Below are 16,036 nucleotides of genomic sequence, written 5' to 3'. Positions count from 1 at the left end.
GTGCCCTCCCGTCACAGTCCGAACGGCCCTGCCGACCGCAGTAGCTGACTATCCGTCAGATTAGCTGTAGCCTCCTCCGCTGTCAGCAGTCATGACGGCTTCGGAGGTGGCGGTGGCGACGCTCAAGGACAAGACAGCGATAGCCGGGATAGGGCAGACGCGGTTCGCGAAACACCTGCCCGAATCGGAGAAGACCCTGGCCTGCCGGGCCATCGTCGCGGCGCTCGACGACGCGGGCATCGCCGCGTCCGAGGTGGACGCGTTCGCCTCGTACACGATGGAGGAGACCGACGAGGTCGAGGTCGCCAAGTCCATCGGGGCCGGTGACGTGACCTTCTTCAGCAAGGTGGGCTACGGGGGCGGTGGCTCCTGTGCGACGCTCGCGCATCTCGCCGCCGCCGTCGCCACCGGCCAGGCGAGTGTCGGGGTCGCCTGGCGGTCCCGGAAGCGCGGCTCCGGGCCCCGGCCCTGGAAGAACACCGCCGTGCAGCTGCCCACCCCCGCGCAGTGGACCCGGCCGTACGGGCTGCTGCGGCCCGCCGACGAGATCGGCATGCTGGCCCGGCGGTACATGCACGAGTACGGGGCGACCCGCGACCACCTCTTCAACGTCGCCCTCGCCTGCCGCAACCGGGCCAACCAGAACCCCGACGCCGTGATGTACGAGCGCCCGCTGACCCGTGACATGTATATGACCTCGCGCTGGATCAGCGAACCGCTCTGCCTCTTCGACAACTGTCTGGAGACGGACGGGGCGCTGGCCTGCGTCATCGTCTCCGCCGAACGGGCCCGCGACTGCCGGCAGAAGCCCGTCTACCTCCACTCCGTCGCCCAGGGACTGCCCGCCCAGCACCACGGGATGGTCAACTACTGGAACGAGGACCCGCTCACCGGACCGGCCTGGGCCGCCGCCCGGCAGCTCTGGAAGCAGGCCGACTTCGGTCCGGACGATGTCGATGTGGCCCAGATCTACGACGCGTTCACCCCGCTCATCCCGCTCTCCCTGGAGGGGTACGGGTTCTGCGGGCGCGGCGAGGGCGCCTCCTTCACCGAGGGCGGGGCGCTGGAGAGCGGCGGCCGGCTCCCGGTCAACACCGGTGGCGGCGGGCTGAGCGAGGGGTACGTGCACGGCTTCAACCTCATCAACGAGGGCGTGAAGCAGCTGCGCGGCGTCTCCACCGCCCAGGTCCCCGACGCCTCGACCTGCCTGGTCACCGCCGGGGAGGGCGTGCCCACGTCCGCCGTACTGCTGAGGAACTGAGGAGCGATTCGAGATGGATGGACTGCTGCTGCCCGTCGTCGACGAGGACGGCGCGCCCTTCTGGGAGTACGCGGCCCGCGGTGAACTGCGCGTCCAGGCGTGCGCCGCCCCCGACTGCGGACGGCTCCGCTTCCCGCCCCGGCCGTGCTGCCCGCACTGCCAGTCGTTCGAGAGCGAGTGGCGGGCGATGAGCGGGCGCGGCCGTATCTGGTCGTACGTGCTGCCGCACCCGCCGCTGCTGCCCGCCTACGCCGCGCAGGCCCCGTACAACGCGGTGGTGGTCGAACTGGCCGACGCCCCCGAGATCCGGCTGGTCGGCAACGTGGTCAGCGGGCCGGACGCACCGCTGGACTCCGTCGATCCGGAGCGGCTGCGGATCGGGGCCGGGGTGAAGGCGGTCTTCTGCCCCGTCTCCCCCGAGGTGACCATGGTCCGCTGGCTGCTGGAGCGGTGAGCGGCGATGGCGCTGCGCACGGAGACGGACAAGGGGACCGGGGTCGCGCTGCTCACCCTGGACCGGCCGACCAGGCTCAACGCGATCGACCTCGCTACGGCCGCCGAACTCATCGCCGCCTGGCGGGCGTTCCGGTACGACGACGAGGTGCGGGCGATCGTGCTGACCGGCGCGGGCGGCCGGGCGTTCTGCACCGGGATCGACCGGGGCGTGGACGTCCCGCAGCCGCCGTCCCCGTACACCATCGACGATCCGCTGATCGCGATCGGGCCGAAGGCCAACGACCTGTGGAAGCCGGTGATCGCGGCGGTGGAGGGGATGGCCTGCGGCGGGGCGTTCTACCTGCTGGGCGAGGCGGAGTTCGTCATCGCGTCGGAGGAGGCGACGTTCTTCGATCCGCACACCACGTACGGCATGGTCAGCGCGTACGAGGCGATCTCGATGGCGCAGCGGATGCCGTTCGGTGAGGTGGCCCGGATGTCCCTGATGGGGACGGCCGAGCGGGTGTCGGCCCGGCGCGCGTACGAGACCGGGCTGGTCAGCGAGGTCACCGGGGCCGGTGGCGCGGTGCCGGCGGCGCTGCGGGCGGCGGCGGTCATCGCCTCGTACCCGACGGCGGCGGTGCAGGGCACGGTACGGGCCGTCTGGTCGGCCAAGGAGGCGGCGAGGACGCAGGCGCTGGCCCATGCCCCGCACCTGATCGCGCTCGGGAACCTGGCACCGGAGCAGCAGGCCGAGCTGTTCGAGGGGCGGGGCAGGGGCGGCGGTGAGCCCCGGATCAGGTGAACGCGGGGCCGGTGACGCTGTGACGCCGACGGGGTCCGTCAGCACAACAGCACGTCAGGACGTCAGGACGACTTCGGCACGTCAGTACATGACACGTCAGTACATGAGCTGCGCGGTGACCGAGCACTTCTTCACCCGGGAGACCTTGCCCGGACTGTCCATCCGGACGGAGACGGTCTTCATGTCGCCGCCGTCGGCGTCCACGGTCGCCTCACCGGTGTCGATGGTGGTGCCCCTGGCGTCGAGAAAGCTCACGTCGATCTCGTACGTGTGGCTGCCGGCCGCGTTCGCGGTGAGCCGCACGGTGGAGGAGGTGACGGCCTTGCGCTTGCCCTTGCGGGGTGCCGCGCAGCGGAAGACGTAGGCGCGGGGAGCGTCCGTCGCGGTGGCGCTGGGGGTCGCCGTGTCGTACACGGAGTCGCTGGACGAGTAGTCGTCATCGTCGTAGCTGGAATCGGTGTCGTGGTAGGTGCCGTTGCTCTTCTTGGAGTTGGAGCACCCGCCGCCGCTACTGCTGCCGCTGCTGCCGCTGCTGCTGGACTTCCGGCTCTTGCCGCCGCTCTTGCCGCCGTGTCCGTGGCTGGAGCTGGAGAAGCCGGTCAGCGCGAGGACCACCGCGACCAGGACCACTGTCAGTTTCATGTGCTGCCGCATCATCGATGCCGCCCCCCTTGTGTGGTGATTCAGTTGTTTGGTGCCATGCCGCCGTCCGGCCGGGGTCGAACAGCCGCGCGACACCGTAGCGCACAGCATGGCCGGTTTCGATCGGCAGTCCGGTCATGGCCCTGTCACGGTCTTGTCATCGTCCGGCGACGGGCCTGCCCGCAGCCGGTCCGCCGCCGTCTGGTGGCGGGGTTCATCCGCCCGGCGTAGCGTCGGGAAGCGAGAGCGGTGCTGTTCCGCGCCACCGGCCGGTGGCGTTTCGCGCGTCCCGCTGGAGGCCGGAGATGATCCGTAACGTCCTCGGCTCGATCGTCGCTCTCGCCGGAGCGGCGGCCGCCGTGCTGAGCCCCTTCCGTGACTGGTACGACGGCCGCCTCGGGCGGCACTACCGGATCGACGACCTCTTCACCGGCATCACCGCGGCGCACCCCGGTCTGTTCGGTTCGGTCCTGCTGCCCTTCGCCTTCGCCGCGGTCGTGACGGTCCTCGGCGTGGTCCTGCGGTCCCGGCTGCTGGTCGCCCTCGCGGGCGTGGTGGTCCTCGGCTTCACCGTGCTCTGGATGGTCCGGCAGGGCCAGGCGGCCGGCGAACTCACGGTCACCGGCGACGGTTCCGGACTCCAGCAGGGGGTCGCGACCGCGGCGGGCGGCGGGGTGCTGCTCCTGCTGGGCGCGGCCCTGATGTCGGGGCGGCGCCGGAGCGCGGGGCGGCCGGGGCGGTACGAGCCGCCGGAGCCGTACGAGCCGCCGGGCTCCGCGGACCCCGACACCTGGCCGCCCACCCGGGAGCCGGGCCCGTCGGTGCAGACGAGCCCCTGGCCGGAACCGGAGAGGGACCCGTACGTGGGCCCGGACCAACCGGGCCCGAATCCGGAACCGGGTCCGCCGCGGAAATCAGGCCCGTCCGGCGATTGAGGACGAAGCGGCCACCGGGCGCCCCCGGACCCCATGTGCGCCGCCGGCCACCGCACCGGTTCCGTCCTCGAACGCCGGACGGCGCTTGAAACGGCTGGGAGCACCCCCTACGAACGCGCCCGGTTCCCCGTCCCCGTGCCCTTCAGCGCGTCCAGCGCGTACACGCAGCGGTCCTTGCTGCACGCGTACACCACCCCGCCCTGTGCGACCGGAGAGCCCGTGATCTCGCCGCCCGTCGCGAGCTTCCAGCGGAGCTGGCCGCCCGCCGCGTCCAGGGTGTAGAGCACGTGGTCCGCGGAGCCGAAGTGGACCCGGCCGTCCGCGACGACCGGTGCGCCCACCACGTCGCCGCCCGCGGCGAACCGCCACTTCGGGGTGCCGGTGACCGCGTCCAGCGTGTACAGCGCGCTGCCGCTGCCGACGTGCACGTTGCCCGTCGCCACCAGCACCGGCTCGCTCGACTGCCGGGACTCCGTGGCGATGCGCCAGCGGTCCTTGCCGGTCGAGGCGTCCAGCGCGTACACCGTGCCGAGGTAGTCCGCGAGGTACACCCCGCCGCCGGTGACCGCGGGGCCCGGCGCGAAGGCGGGCGGTGAGAGGAAGACCGCGGGGGACTCGAAGTGCCAGCGCACCCGGCCCGAGCCGATGTCCAGCGCGAGGACCCGGGTCCCCGCGCTGACGTAGGCGTAGCCGTCCGGCGCCGGGGTCACCCGGACCGGCACTCCGCCGCAGGAGGCCGCGTCGCCCACCGGGTACGACCAGCGCTCGATGCCCGTCCGGGCGTCGACGGCCCGCAGCCGGGCGTCCTGCCAGAGGTAGACCGTGCCGTCGTGGATCGCGGGCCCGGCCTCCGCCGTCTCGAAGTCCGTCTGCGCCCCGGTGGTCTCCCAGAGCTTCTCCCCGGTGGACGCCTCCCACGCCTGGACGCCGCCGCCCCGGGTGCCGGTGACGACCGTGCCCCGGTCCGCCTTGAGCGAGTACACCCACGCGTCGCTCTGGAGCCGCCACCGCTCGGCGCCGGTGACCGCGTCCAGGGCGTAGAGCGAGGGCCCGTCGGAGGCGTGGATCCTGCCACCCTCCACGGCCATCGCCCAGGCCACGTCACGGGTCTTGAACTGGCGCCGCCCGTTGCCGGTGTCCAGCGCGTGCACCTCGAAGGAGGTGACGTAGAGGAGCTCGCCGACGACGACCGGCGTCCCCCACACGTCGTTCGACATCCGGAACCGCCAGGGCCGCCAGCGGTCCGGGCCGGAGGACGCGCTGTCCGGCGCGTGTGCCGGGGCGGGCACCGGTGCGGCCGGGGCCGTGAGCGGGCCGTTCGGCCCGCCGGGCGCACGCACCCAGCCGGTCGCCGGAGCCGCCTCCGCCATGGCGGCGGTGGCCCGCACGTCCTGGGCGCGCGGACCGGGCCCGATCGGCACCGGGGCGCCGGAGAGCCGCACCGGACCGCCCGCGTCGGGCGCCTCCGCGGGCGGGGTCGCGGGCGGTACGGCCGGGGGGCGCGGATCCGTGGCCCCGGGCCGCCGGGCGGTGTCCCGGCCGGCGCCGGGATGCGTGGCGGGCAGCGGCTGCGGGGGTACGGGAGGGGGCGCGGCGATCACGCGGCCGCCGCCCCGGCGCAGCTCGATCATCTCGGTGGCGGAGGCCGGCAGCCAGGCGGAGGCCGTACCGCTGTCGTCGCCGCCGGAGGCGAAGAGGTGCGGGGCCAGCTGGGACTGGAGCTCGGCGGGGGTGGGCCGGCGCGAGGCGTCCATCTGCATGCAGGACTCGATCAGCGACCGCAGATCCTCGGGCAGGCCGTTGAGGTCGGGGCCCTCGCGCAGCAGCATGAAGACCGTCTCGACCGGGTTGGCCCCGTGGAAGGGCGCATGGCCGGTCGCGGCGAAGACGAGTGTCGAGCCGAGCGAGAAGATGTCACTGGCGCCCGTGACACTGCGCGAGTCCCGCGCCTGCTCCGGCGACATGTACGCGGGCGTGCCGACGGCGACGTTCGTCATGGTCAGCCGGGTGTTGGAGACGCCGGAGGCGATCCCGAAGTCGATGACCCGGGGGCCGTCCTCGACGACGAGCACGTTCGACGGCTTCATGTCGCGGTGGACGAGCTTCGCACCGTGGATGGACTGGAGGGCCTCCGCGATGCCCGCGGCCAGCCAGCGCACCGCCTGGGTCGGCATCGGCCCGCACTCATTCACTATTTCTTCCAGCGAGGGCGCGGGCACATAGGCGGTGGCGAGCCAGGGCACGGCGGCGCGCGGGTCGGCGTCGACGACGGCGGCCGTGTAGAAGCCGCTGACCGCGCGGGCGGCCTCCACCTCACGCGTGAACCGGACCCGGAACAGCTGGTCCTCGGCCAGTTCCGTGCGCACCGTCTTGATCGCCACCCGCCGGCCCGACGCCGAGCGGGCGAGATAGACCAGCCCCATGCCGCCGGCCCCGAGCCGCCCCAGCACCTCGAACGGGCCGATCCGCCTCGGGTCGTGCTGCGTCAGCTGCTCCATCACTTACCTGCCACCCTCCCCGTACGGGCCCCGGTCGCCCGAGGCCCGCGAAAACCCGCCCTGTGCGGCGTCTCACCACTGGGCGCCACCCGACGGTGCGCACCCCGATTGTTCCTGGCCGAGGCGCCGGTTGCGAACCCGGGGGCAGAACCGGGTGTCGTGGATCACTCCAGGCGGTATCAGGACACCGGTGGCTGAAGTACGGCGAAGACGGCGCCCTGGTCGTCCTGGAGCACCGACATCCGCCCGTACGGGATGTCGAAGGGCGGTGCGGAGACCCGGCCGCCGAGCCGGACGACGGTGTCGGCCGAGGCGTCGCAGTCCGCCACGGCGAAGTAGTTGAGGAAGTAGCTGGGCATCATCGCGGGGAACGCGTCGGTGATGACGCTGCGCCCGCCTACCGCGGTGTCCGGCCCCGGTTCCGTGCCGGCCGGCGACCACATGCGGAAGTCGACCCGGGACTCGTCGGTGTCCGGGGCGCCGGGTGTGCCGGGGCCCGCCTCGTCCGGATCGACGGAGCGGAAGCCGAAGACCTGCTCGTAGAAGGGGTCCACGAGGTCCTTCTGCCGGGTGTACACCTCGGTCCAGCAGAAGGAGCCCGGCTCGTTCTGCTTCTGGAAGCCCTTGCGTTCACCCGCCTGCCAGAGTCCGAAGACCGCGCCCCCGGGATCGGCGGCCTGGGCGAGCGCCCCCAGCCGGCCGGCCCGCACCGGTTCGGTGATCACCTGCCCGCCCGCCTCTTGGACGCGGGCGACGGAGGCGATGATGTCGTCGGTCGCGAAGTAGACGCCCCAGGCGGTCGGCATCCGGCCGTCCTGCTTGGCGGCGAGCGCGGCGACCAGGGCCCCGTCGCTGAGGGCGTCGGCGTACGGGCCGTCGCCCGTCCGGAAGGTCCAGCCGAAGAGCTCGCCGTAGAAGCGCTTCCCGGCTTCGAGGTCGGAGAGCTGCACATCCACCCAGCACGGCGCGGACTGCGCGAATGCGGCCATGGGCCCGGTCCTTCCGTCGCGGTGACGCTCGTCACAGCCAACGTAACCGCGGGTCGCCGCATGCGCGCCCCAGCCCTTCCCCGGCCTCACGCGCGTCCCACGCGCGGCCCACGCGCACCCCCAGGCGCATCGAACGTACATTCGAGACAGAGTTCTCGAATCACCTTCGTCACGGAAAGTTATCCACGGAAGTTATCCACAGGCTGTTAATAACATTAACGTGGCGGTGGGTAACGAGCGCGGAACCACGGGGCGCGGTGCCGTCCACATCGGTGGAAACCATCGCACTCCCCCCACCACGCCTGCGCCCCTCCCCATTTGCAGTCGGCCGAATCGCGCTCCGATCACCCGTCGGTAAGCTGACGGCATGACAGGACAAGTACGCACCGTCGACGGCCGCGTGGCCGGCCGACGCGGACAGGCGACGCGGCAGAAGCTGCTCGACTGCCTCAGCGAGATGCTCAGTTCCTCGCCGTACCGGGACGTCAAAGTCATCGACGTCGCCCGGAAGGCGGGGACTTCACCCGCGACCTTCTATCAGTACTTCCCCGACGTCGAGGGCGCCGTCCTTGAGATCGCGGAGGAAATGGCCAAGGAGGGTGCCGGACTGACCGAACTGGTCGCCGGGCGCTCCTGGGTCGGCAAATCGGGCTGGCAGACCGCCGAGGAGCTCGTCGAGGGGTTCCTCGACTTCTGGCGGCGCAACGACGCGATCCTTCGCGTGGTCGATCTCGGCGCGGCCGAGGGCGACAAGCGGTTCTACAAGATCCGCATGAAGATCCTCAACTCCGTCACCAACTCCCTTACGGATTCGGTGAAGGAGCTCCAGGCCAAGGGCAAGGTCGACAAGGACGTCAGCCCCGCGGCGATGGCCGGATCGCTGGTCGCGATGCTGGCCGCGGTCGCCTCGCACCAGAAGGGCTTCACCACCTGGGGCGTGAAACAGGCCGAACTCCGGCCGAACCTCGCGCTGTTGGTGCACCTGGGCATCACCGGCAAGAAGCCGGCCAAGTAGCGCCCGCGCCGGATTCCCGTACTGGGTGACGCGCGGTGATCCCGGGCGCCCCAGGTCCTGTCTCACCGACGGCGGACCACGCATGTGGTCCGCCGTCGGTGTATCCGGACTCTTCCGAACGTCACACCGGACCGTCGCGCCGCTCCAGCCGGAACAGCCGGATCTCCCGGTCGATCCGCGCCTGGTACGCCGCGTACGGCGGCCAGAACTTCAGCGCCGCCTCCCACACCTCGGCGCGCTCCGCCCCCGCGAGCAGCCGGGCCCGCACCGGAATGCCGACGCCCTTCCAGCTGATCACCGCTGCCTCCGGGTGCGCCAGCAGGTTCGCCGTCCAGGCGGGATGCCCCGGACGGCCGAAGTTGCTGCCGACCAGCACCCAGCCGCCCGTACCGCCGTCCCGCCCCACCGGCATGCAGGCCAGCGGCGTCGTCCGGAGCTGCCCGCTGCGCGCCCCCGGCACCGTCAGCACCACCCCCGGCAGCATCTGCGCGCTGAGCAGCACCTTGCCCCGGGTGAGCCGGTGCACCGCGCGGTCCATGGCGGGCACGACATGGGGGGCGATCCGCGCGAAGGCCCGGGTCGAGGAGACCTTCTGGACGAGGCGTACACCGGGCGCCATCAGACGGCCACCCGTTCGGCCGGTCCGTCGCCGGCCGGTCCCCGTTCCGCCGGGCCCCGCTCCCCCGGCGCGCTCCCGAAGAGTCCCGCCCGCTGGGCCGCGTGGTCCCGGAGCCGGTGGACGGGGCCCAGCAGCAGTTCGGCGGCGGCGGCCCGCTTGAAGTACAGCTGCGCCTGGTGCTCCCAGGTGAAGCCGATACCCCCGTGCAGCTGCACGGCCTCCGCCGTGGTGACGCGCAGCGCCTCCAGCGCCTGGGCGAGGGCGAGCCCGCCGGCCTCCGGGTCCCAGGCCGCGTAGTACGCCGCGGAGCGGGCCGACTGCACCCGCACGTACAGGTCGGCGAGGCGGTGCTTCACCGCCTGGAAGGAGCCGATCGCCCGGCCGAACTGCTCGCGCTCCCCGACGTAGGCGACCGTACGTTCCAGCGCGCTCGCGGCCGCCCCCACCGCCTCCGCGGCGAGCGCGGCCGCGGCGGTCCGCCCGGTCACGGCGAGCGCCGCCGTCGCGTCCACCGTGTCGTCGGCGCCGAGGAGCTCGGCCTCGGTGTCGCGCAGCTGGACCCGGGCGAGCGGCCGGGTCTCGTCCAGCGCGGTCTGCCGGGTGCGGACGAGTCCGGCGGGCACCTGCGGCCCGTCCGCCCTGACCAGGAACAACAGGGTGCGGCTGCGCGGGAAGCCGCCCGTGTGCGCGGCGACCAGGAGCAGTCCGGCGCTGTGCCCGTCCAGCACCTGGTCCGCCTCCCCGTACAGCCGCCACCCCGCGCCTTCGCCGCCGGCCGGTCGGGCCTGGACGCCGCCCGCCCGGCCGCCGCCCGCCCAGCTGCCGCCGGTCAGGTCGCCGGTGAGGCCGAGGGCGGTGGAGAGCGAGCCGCCCGGGACGGCCAGCGCGGCGGTGAGTTCGCCCGCCGCGACGGCCGGCAGCAGGGCGGTGCGCTGCTCCTCGGTGCCGAGGGCGGCGATCAGGGGCGCGGCGAGCACGGCGGTGGCGAGCAGCGGGGAGGGCAGCAGCGCGCGGCCCGCCTCCTCGCAGACGACGGCGAGCTCGACGGGGCCGCAGCCGGCGCCTCCGTACTCCTGCGGGAGGGCGAGTCCGGGCAGCCCGAGGTCCTGGGCGAGCCGGCGCCACAGCCCGGCGTCGTAGCCGTCCCGGGTGCCCACCGCGCTCCTGATGGCCTCGGGGCCGCTGTGTCTGGCCAGCAGTTCGCGCACGGTGCGGCGGATCTCGTCCTGTTCCGCGGTGAAGGCGGCATCCATCGTCGGACTCCTTCCCCTCGGAGGCCGACGGCCTCCGATCTGACGGGCCGTCATGCTAGGTCGGATGCTGCGAGATTCCCAGAGCCGCGCACCGCGACGACGGCAAGATCCGCTCGCCGCGAGCCGGTTCACCTCAGCTGGATCTGATGTACCGTCAGATTCATGCCTTCTTCCCACCGCAAGGTCGCTGTCGTCGGCATATCGCTCGCCGACTGCGGACGCGTCGACACGGCGACGCCGTACGCCCTGCACGCCCAGGCCGCCCGCCGGGCGCTCACCGACTCGGGCCTGGAGCGCTCGGTCGTCGACGGGTTCGCCTCGGCCGGACTCGGCACGCTCGCCCCGGTCGAGGTCGCGGAGTACCTGGGGCTGAAACCCACCTGGGTGGACTCCACCTCGGTCGGCGGATCGACCTGGGAGGTGATGGCGGCCCACGCGGCGGACGCCATCGCGGCGGGCCGTGCCAACGCCGTCCTGCTGGTCTACGGCTCGACGGCACGGGCGGACATCAAGGCGGGCCGCCGCACCTCCAACCTCTCCTTCGGGGCGCGGGGCCCGCTCCAGTTCGAGGTGCCGTACGGGCACTCGCTGATCGCCAAGTACGCGATGGCCGCCCGCCGCCACATGCACGAGTACGGCACCACCCTGGAGCAGCTGGCCGAGGTGGCGGTACAGGCCCGCGCCAACGCGGCGGCCAACCCGGACGCGATGTTCCGTACCCCGGTCACGGTCGACGAGGTCCTGTCGGGCCCGATGATCGCCGACCCGTTCACCAAGCTGCACTGCTGCATCCGCAGCGACGGCGGCTGCGCGGTGCTGCTGGCCGCAGAGGAGTACGTCCCCGACACGGCGAAAGCCCCCGTCTGGATTCTCGGCACCGGCGAGCACGTCTCGCACTCCGCCATGTCCGAGTGGGACGACTTCACGGTCTCCCCCGCCGCCGTCTCCGGCCGCCTCGCCTTCGAGCGGGCGGGGGTGCGGCCCGCGGACATCGACCTGGCCGAGATCTACGACGCGTTCACCTATATGACCCTGGTGACGCTGGAGGACCTGGGCTTCTGCGCGAAGGGCGAGGGCGGCGCGTTCGTGGAGAAGGGCCGCACGGGCCTCATGGGCGAGCTCCCGGTGAACACGGACGGCGGCGGACTGTCCGCCTGCCACCCCGGTATGCGCGGACTGTTCCTGCTGGTGGAGGCGGTACGCCAGCTGCGCGGCGAGGCGGGGGAACGCCAGGTCCGCAAGGCGGGCGGCCGGCTGCCGGAACTGGCGGTGGCGTCCGGAACGGGCGGCTGGTTCTGTTCGTCGGGGACGGTGGTGCTGGGGCGGGGGTGAGGGGTGGGGCGTGGGGCGTACGCAGCCATGCCCGCCGTCCCACGGATCGTCCCCTCCGCCGCCCGGTCCTCGTCGCCGAAGAGGCTCGGCTCCCCCGCGACGCGTCAGCCGCGGGGAAGCCCCGGTGCCGACTGATCGATGAGGTGAAATGGCCGCATGACCGACGCATCCGCAACCGCCTCCGCCACCCAGCGCGCCTTCCGTGATCTGCTCCACGCCCAGCGCGTGTGGGACATCGAGCTGCCCGTCTTCGACCCCGCCGCCGCGCCGCAGGCCCCGCTCCCCCTCTTCCACGCCTGGTTCGAGGAGGCGGTGGCCGCCGGGCAGGCGGAGCCGCACACGATGACCCTGGCCACCGCAGACGCGGACGGGCTGCCCGATGTGCGGACCCTGATGCTGCACGACGCGGACGAGCGCGGCTGGCACTTCGCCACGCACGCCACCAGCGCGAAGGGCCGCCAGCTGGCCACCCGCCCGCATGCCGCGCTCGGCTTCTACTGGCCCGCGCAGGGCCGGCAGGTACGGGTACGGGGGCCGGTCACCGCGTGCTCCGCCGCCGAGAGCCGGGCCGACCTGCACGCCCGCTCCACCGGGGCGCTGGCCTCCGCGCTGGTGGGGCGGCAGAGCGAGGTGCTCGGCTCCACGGGGGAGCTCGGCCGGGCCTCGGACGCAGCCTGGCAGCGGGCCCGGACGGAACCGGAGGCCGAGGTGACGAGCTGGACGCGGTATGTCGTCGAGCCGTACGAGGTGGAGTTCTTCCAGGGCGACGCACGGCGGCGGCACGTCCGGCTGCGCTACCGCCGGGACGCCGGGGCGGCGGAGGCAGCGGAGGGCCCGGGGAGTCCGGGGCCCGCCGGGGCCCCTGGGACTCCGGGTACTCCCGGGACCGCCGGGACTCCGGATACTCCCGGGACCGCCGGGGCCTGGCAGCGGGAGCTGCTCTGGCCCTGACGGCCGCCGAGCGCCCCGGTCGCCGAGCGCCCCGGCCGCCCCGCGCCCGGCGACCCCCGGACACCCCGCCGCCTCCCCCTCCTCTCCCGTCCCGTCCCCTCCCCTCAGCTCAGCTCACCGTGATCGCCTGCACCGGGCAGGCGCGGGCCGCCTCGCCGACCATCGGCCCGCCGAGGGCGTCACCGGGCTCCGGCAGCAGCTCGCTGAACCCGTCGTCGTCCTGGGTGAACACCTTCGGCGCCGTGAGCGCGCACTGACCCGCGCCGATGCACACGTCCCTGTCGATATCGATCTGCATCTCAGCAGGACCCTTCCGATCGGTTTCCAACACCGGTCACCACGTCACGGGCAGTTCCAGCAGCCCCTGGATCGTGTCTCCCGGCTTGAACGGCACGTCCTCCGCGGGCACCGCCAGCCGCAGGCCGGGGAGCCGCTCGAAGAGGGCGGGCAGTGCGATCTCCAGCTCGGCCCGCGCCAGGTTCTGGCCCAGGCACTGATGGATGCCGAAGCCGAACGCCACGTGGTTGCGCGCGTTGCGGCCGAGGTCCAGCTCGTCGGGCGACGGGTACACGGAGCCGTCCCGGTTGATCACCGCCGTGGACAGGAGGACCCCGTCCCCCGCCCGGACGGTCACCTCGCCCACCTCTATGTCCTCGACGGCCACCCGCGACAGCCCGTCCGCGATGGACAGGAACCGCAGCAGCTCCTCCACCGCGGCGGGCATCCCGCTGCCGGGCTCGTCACCGGTGGAGGCACCGGCCGCACGCAGCAGGGCCAGCTGTTCCGGGTGCTGGAGAAGGGTGAAGGTGCCGAGCGAGATCATGTTCGCGGTCGTCTCGTGCCCCGCGACGAGCAGGATCTCGGCCAGCCGCACCAGCTCCTCGACGTCCACCGCGCCGGTCTCCAGCTGCTTGGCGATCAGCTCGTCCAGCAGCCCTTCGCCGGGATCGCGCCGCTTGCGCTCGATCAGTACCCGGAAGTACTCGTCGAGGGCGTCCCGCGCGGCTTCGACATCGGAGGCCTCCGGGCCGCGGAGCAGCTTGCGCGACTGCGCCTCGAAGAACTCGTGGTCCCCGTAGGGCACCCCGAGCAGCGCGCAGATGACCATCGAGGGCACCGGCAGCGCGAACGCGTTGACCAGATCGGCCGGCGGCCCCTGCTCGACCATCGCGTCGAGGAGGCCGTCCACGGTCGCCCGGATCTGCGGCCGCAGGGCCGCCGTCCGCCTGACCGTGAAGCTCGGGATCAGCATCCGGCGCTGGGCGTTGTGCTCCGGATCGTCTACGCCGATCAGTTCCACGCGCCGCTGGGTGATCTCGGCCTGGCGCTTGGCGAACAGCGGGAACTTCGGGTGTTCCCGGTCGGACGACAGCCTGGGGTCCACCAGGAGCGACCGCGCCTCGGCGTGACCGGTCACCAGCCACACCGTCCGGCCGGAGTAGATGCGGACGGGGGTCACCGCCTGCTGCCCCCGGGTCTCACTCGGATATCCCGTCGGCGGGTGGTAGGGGCAGCTGCGGTTCTGCGGAAAGGCGATGGTCTCGGTCTGGGTTTCGGTCTGGGTCTCGGTGCCGGTCTCTGCCATGGAGGACCTCGCAAAGCTATGGGGGAGTCCTGCCGATCACCCACCACTAGATGCCCCAGGCACCTAATGGGGCTAGGCGTTGTTCGGCCAAATACCCCGTACCGGACGCGCCCGCCACGGCTCGTAACGATCCACCCGGAACGCTCTTATCCGATTTCAACCGCCGAGGAGCACTATGGGAAGCAGATGAGGACTGGAGGTCACCCATGACCCGAACCCGTAGCCGGTACGCCTCGGACCGCGGTCTCACCACACGCATGGTCACCACCATGTTCCTGATCGGCCTGCTGTACGTGGTCCTGGTCGGCGTACTGCTCGCCGTGCTGCGCGGTGCCTGGCCGATCATCCTGATCATCACCGGTGGCATGTTCGTCGCCCAGTTCTGGTTCAGCGACCGCATCGCCGCCTTCAGCATGGGCGCCCGTGAGGTCTCCCCGGAGGAGGCGCCGGAGCTGCACGGCGCCATCGACCGCATCTGCGCCCTCGCCGACATGCCCAAGCCCCGGGTGGCGATCTCGCAGAGCGACGTACCGAACGCCTTCGCCACCGGCCGCAGCGAGAAGACCGCCCTCGTCTGCGCCACCACGGGACTGCTGCGCAGGCTGGAGCCGGAGGAGCTGGAGGGCGTACTCGCCCACGAGATGTCGCACGTCGCACACCGTGACGTCGCCGTCATGACGATCGCCTCGTTCCTCGGCGTGCTCGCGGGCATCATCACCCGGGTGGCGCTCTGGGGCGGCTTCTCCCGCAACAGCCGCAGCAATGACCCCATCGGCATCGCGATCATGCTCATTCCGCTGATCAGCGCGGTGGTCTACGCCCTGAGCTTCCTGCTGACCCGGCTCCTCTCGCGCTACCGCGAGCTGTCCGCCGACCGCACGGCCGCGCTGCTCACCGGCCGCCCCTCGGCCCTGGCCTCCGCCCTCACCAAGGTGAGCGGCCAGATGGCCCGGATTCCGACGGAGGACCTGCGGAAGGCGGAGCCGTACAACGCCTTCTACTTCGTCCCGGCCTTCTCCTCCAAGGAGAGCCTGAGCCGGCTGCTCTCCTCGCACCCGACCCTCGAACAGCGCCTCGACCAGCTCTCCCGCATCTCCGCCGACCTCTCCCGCCCGTAAGGAGCCTCCATGGGTCTGCTCGACACCATCCTGGGCCGCAGCAAACCGGTCCGCCCCGACCTCGACCAGCTCTTCGCCGTCCCGTCCGCCGCCCTGACCCTCCAGGCGGCGACGGGCTTCGTGCCGACCGGCCTCGGCTCGGTGTGCTTCGCGGGGGTGGAGGGCGCCACCTTCGCCCGCGTCCAGCAGGACGTACGGGAGCTGCTCGACGCGGACACCGCGCACGGCGGCGTCCCGGTGGAGTTCAGCCGCGACCCCTACGGCTACACCTGGCTGCTCGCCCGCCAGCCCGCCGAGGACACCGCCGCCCTGGTCAACGACCTGCACGCGGTCAACACCCTGCTCCAGGACGGCGGCTTCGGCCCGCAGCTGCTCTGCTCCCTGATCGCCTTCCGCGACGACCGGGACCGCCCCCTCGCGCTGGTCTACCTCTACAAGCGCGGCACGTTCTACCCCTTCGCCCCGGTGCCCGGCAGCGGTGAGAAGCGCGACAACCAGCTTGAGCTACAGGTCCGGGCCGCCCTCGGCGACGACCTGCGCGTGGAGAAGGACCTGGCCAGGTGGTTCCCGGTGTGGGGCGCGCCGGGGCTGTGAGGCG

General features: G+C 72.6%; 16 protein-coding genes. 9 read left to right on the top strand and 7 right to left on the bottom strand.

The annotated features are described in order from the left end of the window. Nucleotides 1-91: 91 nt before the first annotated feature. Genes ACIP89_RS09745 through ACIP89_RS09735 form a run of 3 tightly spaced genes read left to right on the top strand, consistent with a single transcriptional unit; the run spans nucleotide 92 to nucleotide 2,501 of the window. Nucleotides 92-1,261 (top strand): lipid-transfer protein, encoded by a 1,170-nt coding sequence (locus ACIP89_RS09745; protein WP_399125461.1) that lies wholly within the window; start codon nucleotides 92-94, stop codon nucleotides 1,259-1,261. A gap of 13 nt (nucleotides 1,262-1,274) precedes the next feature. Further along, on the top strand, nucleotides 1,275-1,715 hold the full coding sequence (locus ACIP89_RS09740) for a Zn-ribbon domain-containing OB-fold protein (RefSeq protein ID WP_401923217.1): 441 nt from the start codon (nucleotides 1,275-1,277) through the stop codon (nucleotides 1,713-1,715). A 6-nt stretch (nucleotides 1,716-1,721) separates the two neighbouring features. Next, a complete protein-coding gene (locus ACIP89_RS09735; RefSeq protein ID WP_402114080.1) occupies nucleotides 1,722-2,501 on the top strand; it encodes an enoyl-CoA hydratase/isomerase family protein in 780 nt (259 codons plus the stop codon). A 96-nt stretch (nucleotides 2,502-2,597) separates the two neighbouring features. Here ACIP89_RS09735 and ACIP89_RS09730 read toward each other — a convergent pair whose 3' ends face one another. Continuing rightward, nucleotides 2,598-3,158 carry a hypothetical protein gene (locus ACIP89_RS09730; RefSeq protein ID WP_402114078.1) on the bottom strand — a complete coding sequence of 187 codons (561 nt, stop codon included), beginning with the start codon at nucleotides 3,156-3,158 and terminating at the stop codon, nucleotides 2,598-2,600. 290 nt (nucleotides 3,159-3,448) lie between these two features. On the opposite strand from ACIP89_RS09730, the gene ACIP89_RS09725 reads away from it, so the two are divergent. Next, a complete protein-coding gene (locus ACIP89_RS09725) occupies nucleotides 3,449-4,078 on the top strand; it encodes a hypothetical protein (RefSeq protein ID WP_402114077.1) in 630 nt (209 codons plus the stop codon). A 107-nt stretch (nucleotides 4,079-4,185) separates the two neighbouring features. Here the strand turns inward: ACIP89_RS09725 and ACIP89_RS09720 are convergent, their stop codons facing one another. Further along, nucleotides 4,186-6,576 (bottom strand): serine/threonine-protein kinase, encoded by a 2,391-nt coding sequence (locus ACIP89_RS09720; protein WP_402114074.1) that lies wholly within the window; start codon nucleotides 6,574-6,576, stop codon nucleotides 4,186-4,188. Between the two features lie 179 nt (nucleotides 6,577-6,755). Then, nucleotides 6,756-7,565 carry a VOC family protein gene (locus ACIP89_RS09715; protein WP_402114071.1) on the bottom strand — a complete coding sequence of 270 codons (810 nt, stop codon included), beginning with the start codon at nucleotides 7,563-7,565 and terminating at the stop codon, nucleotides 6,756-6,758. A gap of 367 nt (nucleotides 7,566-7,932) precedes the next feature. Between ACIP89_RS09715 and ACIP89_RS09710 the strand changes: the two genes are divergently transcribed. Next, complete coding sequence (locus tag ACIP89_RS09710; protein ID WP_037779609.1) at nucleotides 7,933-8,580, top strand: TetR family transcriptional regulator; 648 nt, start codon at nucleotides 7,933-7,935, stop codon at nucleotides 8,578-8,580. A 121-nt stretch (nucleotides 8,581-8,701) separates the two neighbouring features. On the opposite strand, the gene ACIP89_RS09705 is transcribed toward ACIP89_RS09710, so the two are convergent. After that, complete coding sequence (locus ACIP89_RS09705; protein ID WP_401923204.1) at nucleotides 8,702-9,199, bottom strand: nitroreductase family deazaflavin-dependent oxidoreductase; 498 nt, start codon at nucleotides 9,197-9,199, stop codon at nucleotides 8,702-8,704. Further along, a complete protein-coding gene (locus ACIP89_RS09700; protein WP_402114069.1) occupies nucleotides 9,199-10,452 on the bottom strand; it encodes an acyl-CoA dehydrogenase family protein in 1,254 nt (417 codons plus the stop codon). Before ACIP89_RS09700 ends, ACIP89_RS09705 begins: the two co-directional genes overlap by 1 nt. Before the next feature lie 162 nt (nucleotides 10,453-10,614). Here ACIP89_RS09700 and ACIP89_RS09695 point away from each other — a divergent pair, with 162 nt between their 5' ends. Together ACIP89_RS09695 and ACIP89_RS09690 are read left to right on the top strand one after the other, a co-directional pair. Beyond that, nucleotides 10,615-11,784: a thiolase C-terminal domain-containing protein gene (locus tag ACIP89_RS09695; protein WP_401928703.1), complete on the top strand. Its 1,170-nt coding sequence runs from the start codon at nucleotides 10,615-10,617 to the stop codon at nucleotides 11,782-11,784. A gap of 156 nt (nucleotides 11,785-11,940) precedes the next feature. Next, complete coding sequence (locus ACIP89_RS09690) at nucleotides 11,941-12,735, top strand: pyridoxal 5'-phosphate synthase (RefSeq protein WP_402114066.1); 795 nt, start codon at nucleotides 11,941-11,943, stop codon at nucleotides 12,733-12,735. A 109-nt stretch (nucleotides 12,736-12,844) separates the two neighbouring features. On the opposite strand, the gene ACIP89_RS09685 is transcribed toward ACIP89_RS09690, so the two are convergent. Further along, nucleotides 12,845-13,033, bottom strand: a complete 189-nt coding sequence (locus tag ACIP89_RS09685; RefSeq protein WP_401923193.1) for a ferredoxin — start codon at nucleotides 13,031-13,033, stop codon at nucleotides 12,845-12,847. A 36-nt stretch (nucleotides 13,034-13,069) separates the two neighbouring features. Beyond that, nucleotides 13,070-14,320 carry a cytochrome P450 gene (locus tag ACIP89_RS09680; RefSeq protein WP_401923191.1) on the bottom strand — a complete coding sequence of 417 codons (1,251 nt, stop codon included), beginning with the start codon at nucleotides 14,318-14,320 and terminating at the stop codon, nucleotides 13,070-13,072. Nucleotides 14,321-14,526: 206 nt separating this feature from the next. Between ACIP89_RS09680 and htpX the strand changes: the two genes are divergently transcribed. Together htpX and ACIP89_RS09670 are read left to right on the top strand one after the other, a co-directional pair. Then, entirely contained in the window at nucleotides 14,527-15,438 is a 912-nt protein-coding gene (htpX, locus tag ACIP89_RS09675) for a zinc metalloprotease HtpX (RefSeq protein ID WP_401923188.1), read from the top strand. A gap of 9 nt (nucleotides 15,439-15,447) precedes the next feature. Beyond that, nucleotides 15,448-16,032 carry a hypothetical protein gene (locus ACIP89_RS09670; protein WP_402114063.1) on the top strand — a complete coding sequence of 195 codons (585 nt, stop codon included), beginning with the start codon at nucleotides 15,448-15,450 and terminating at the stop codon, nucleotides 16,030-16,032. Nucleotides 16,033-16,036 lie beyond the last annotated feature (4 nt).

The organism is Streptomyces sp. NPDC088730, from assembly GCF_044751215.1.
In the GTDB taxonomy this organism is placed as follows: domain Bacteria; phylum Actinomycetota; class Actinomycetes; order Streptomycetales; family Streptomycetaceae; genus Streptomyces.
This window is presented reverse-complemented; position numbering and strand designations above follow the sequence as displayed.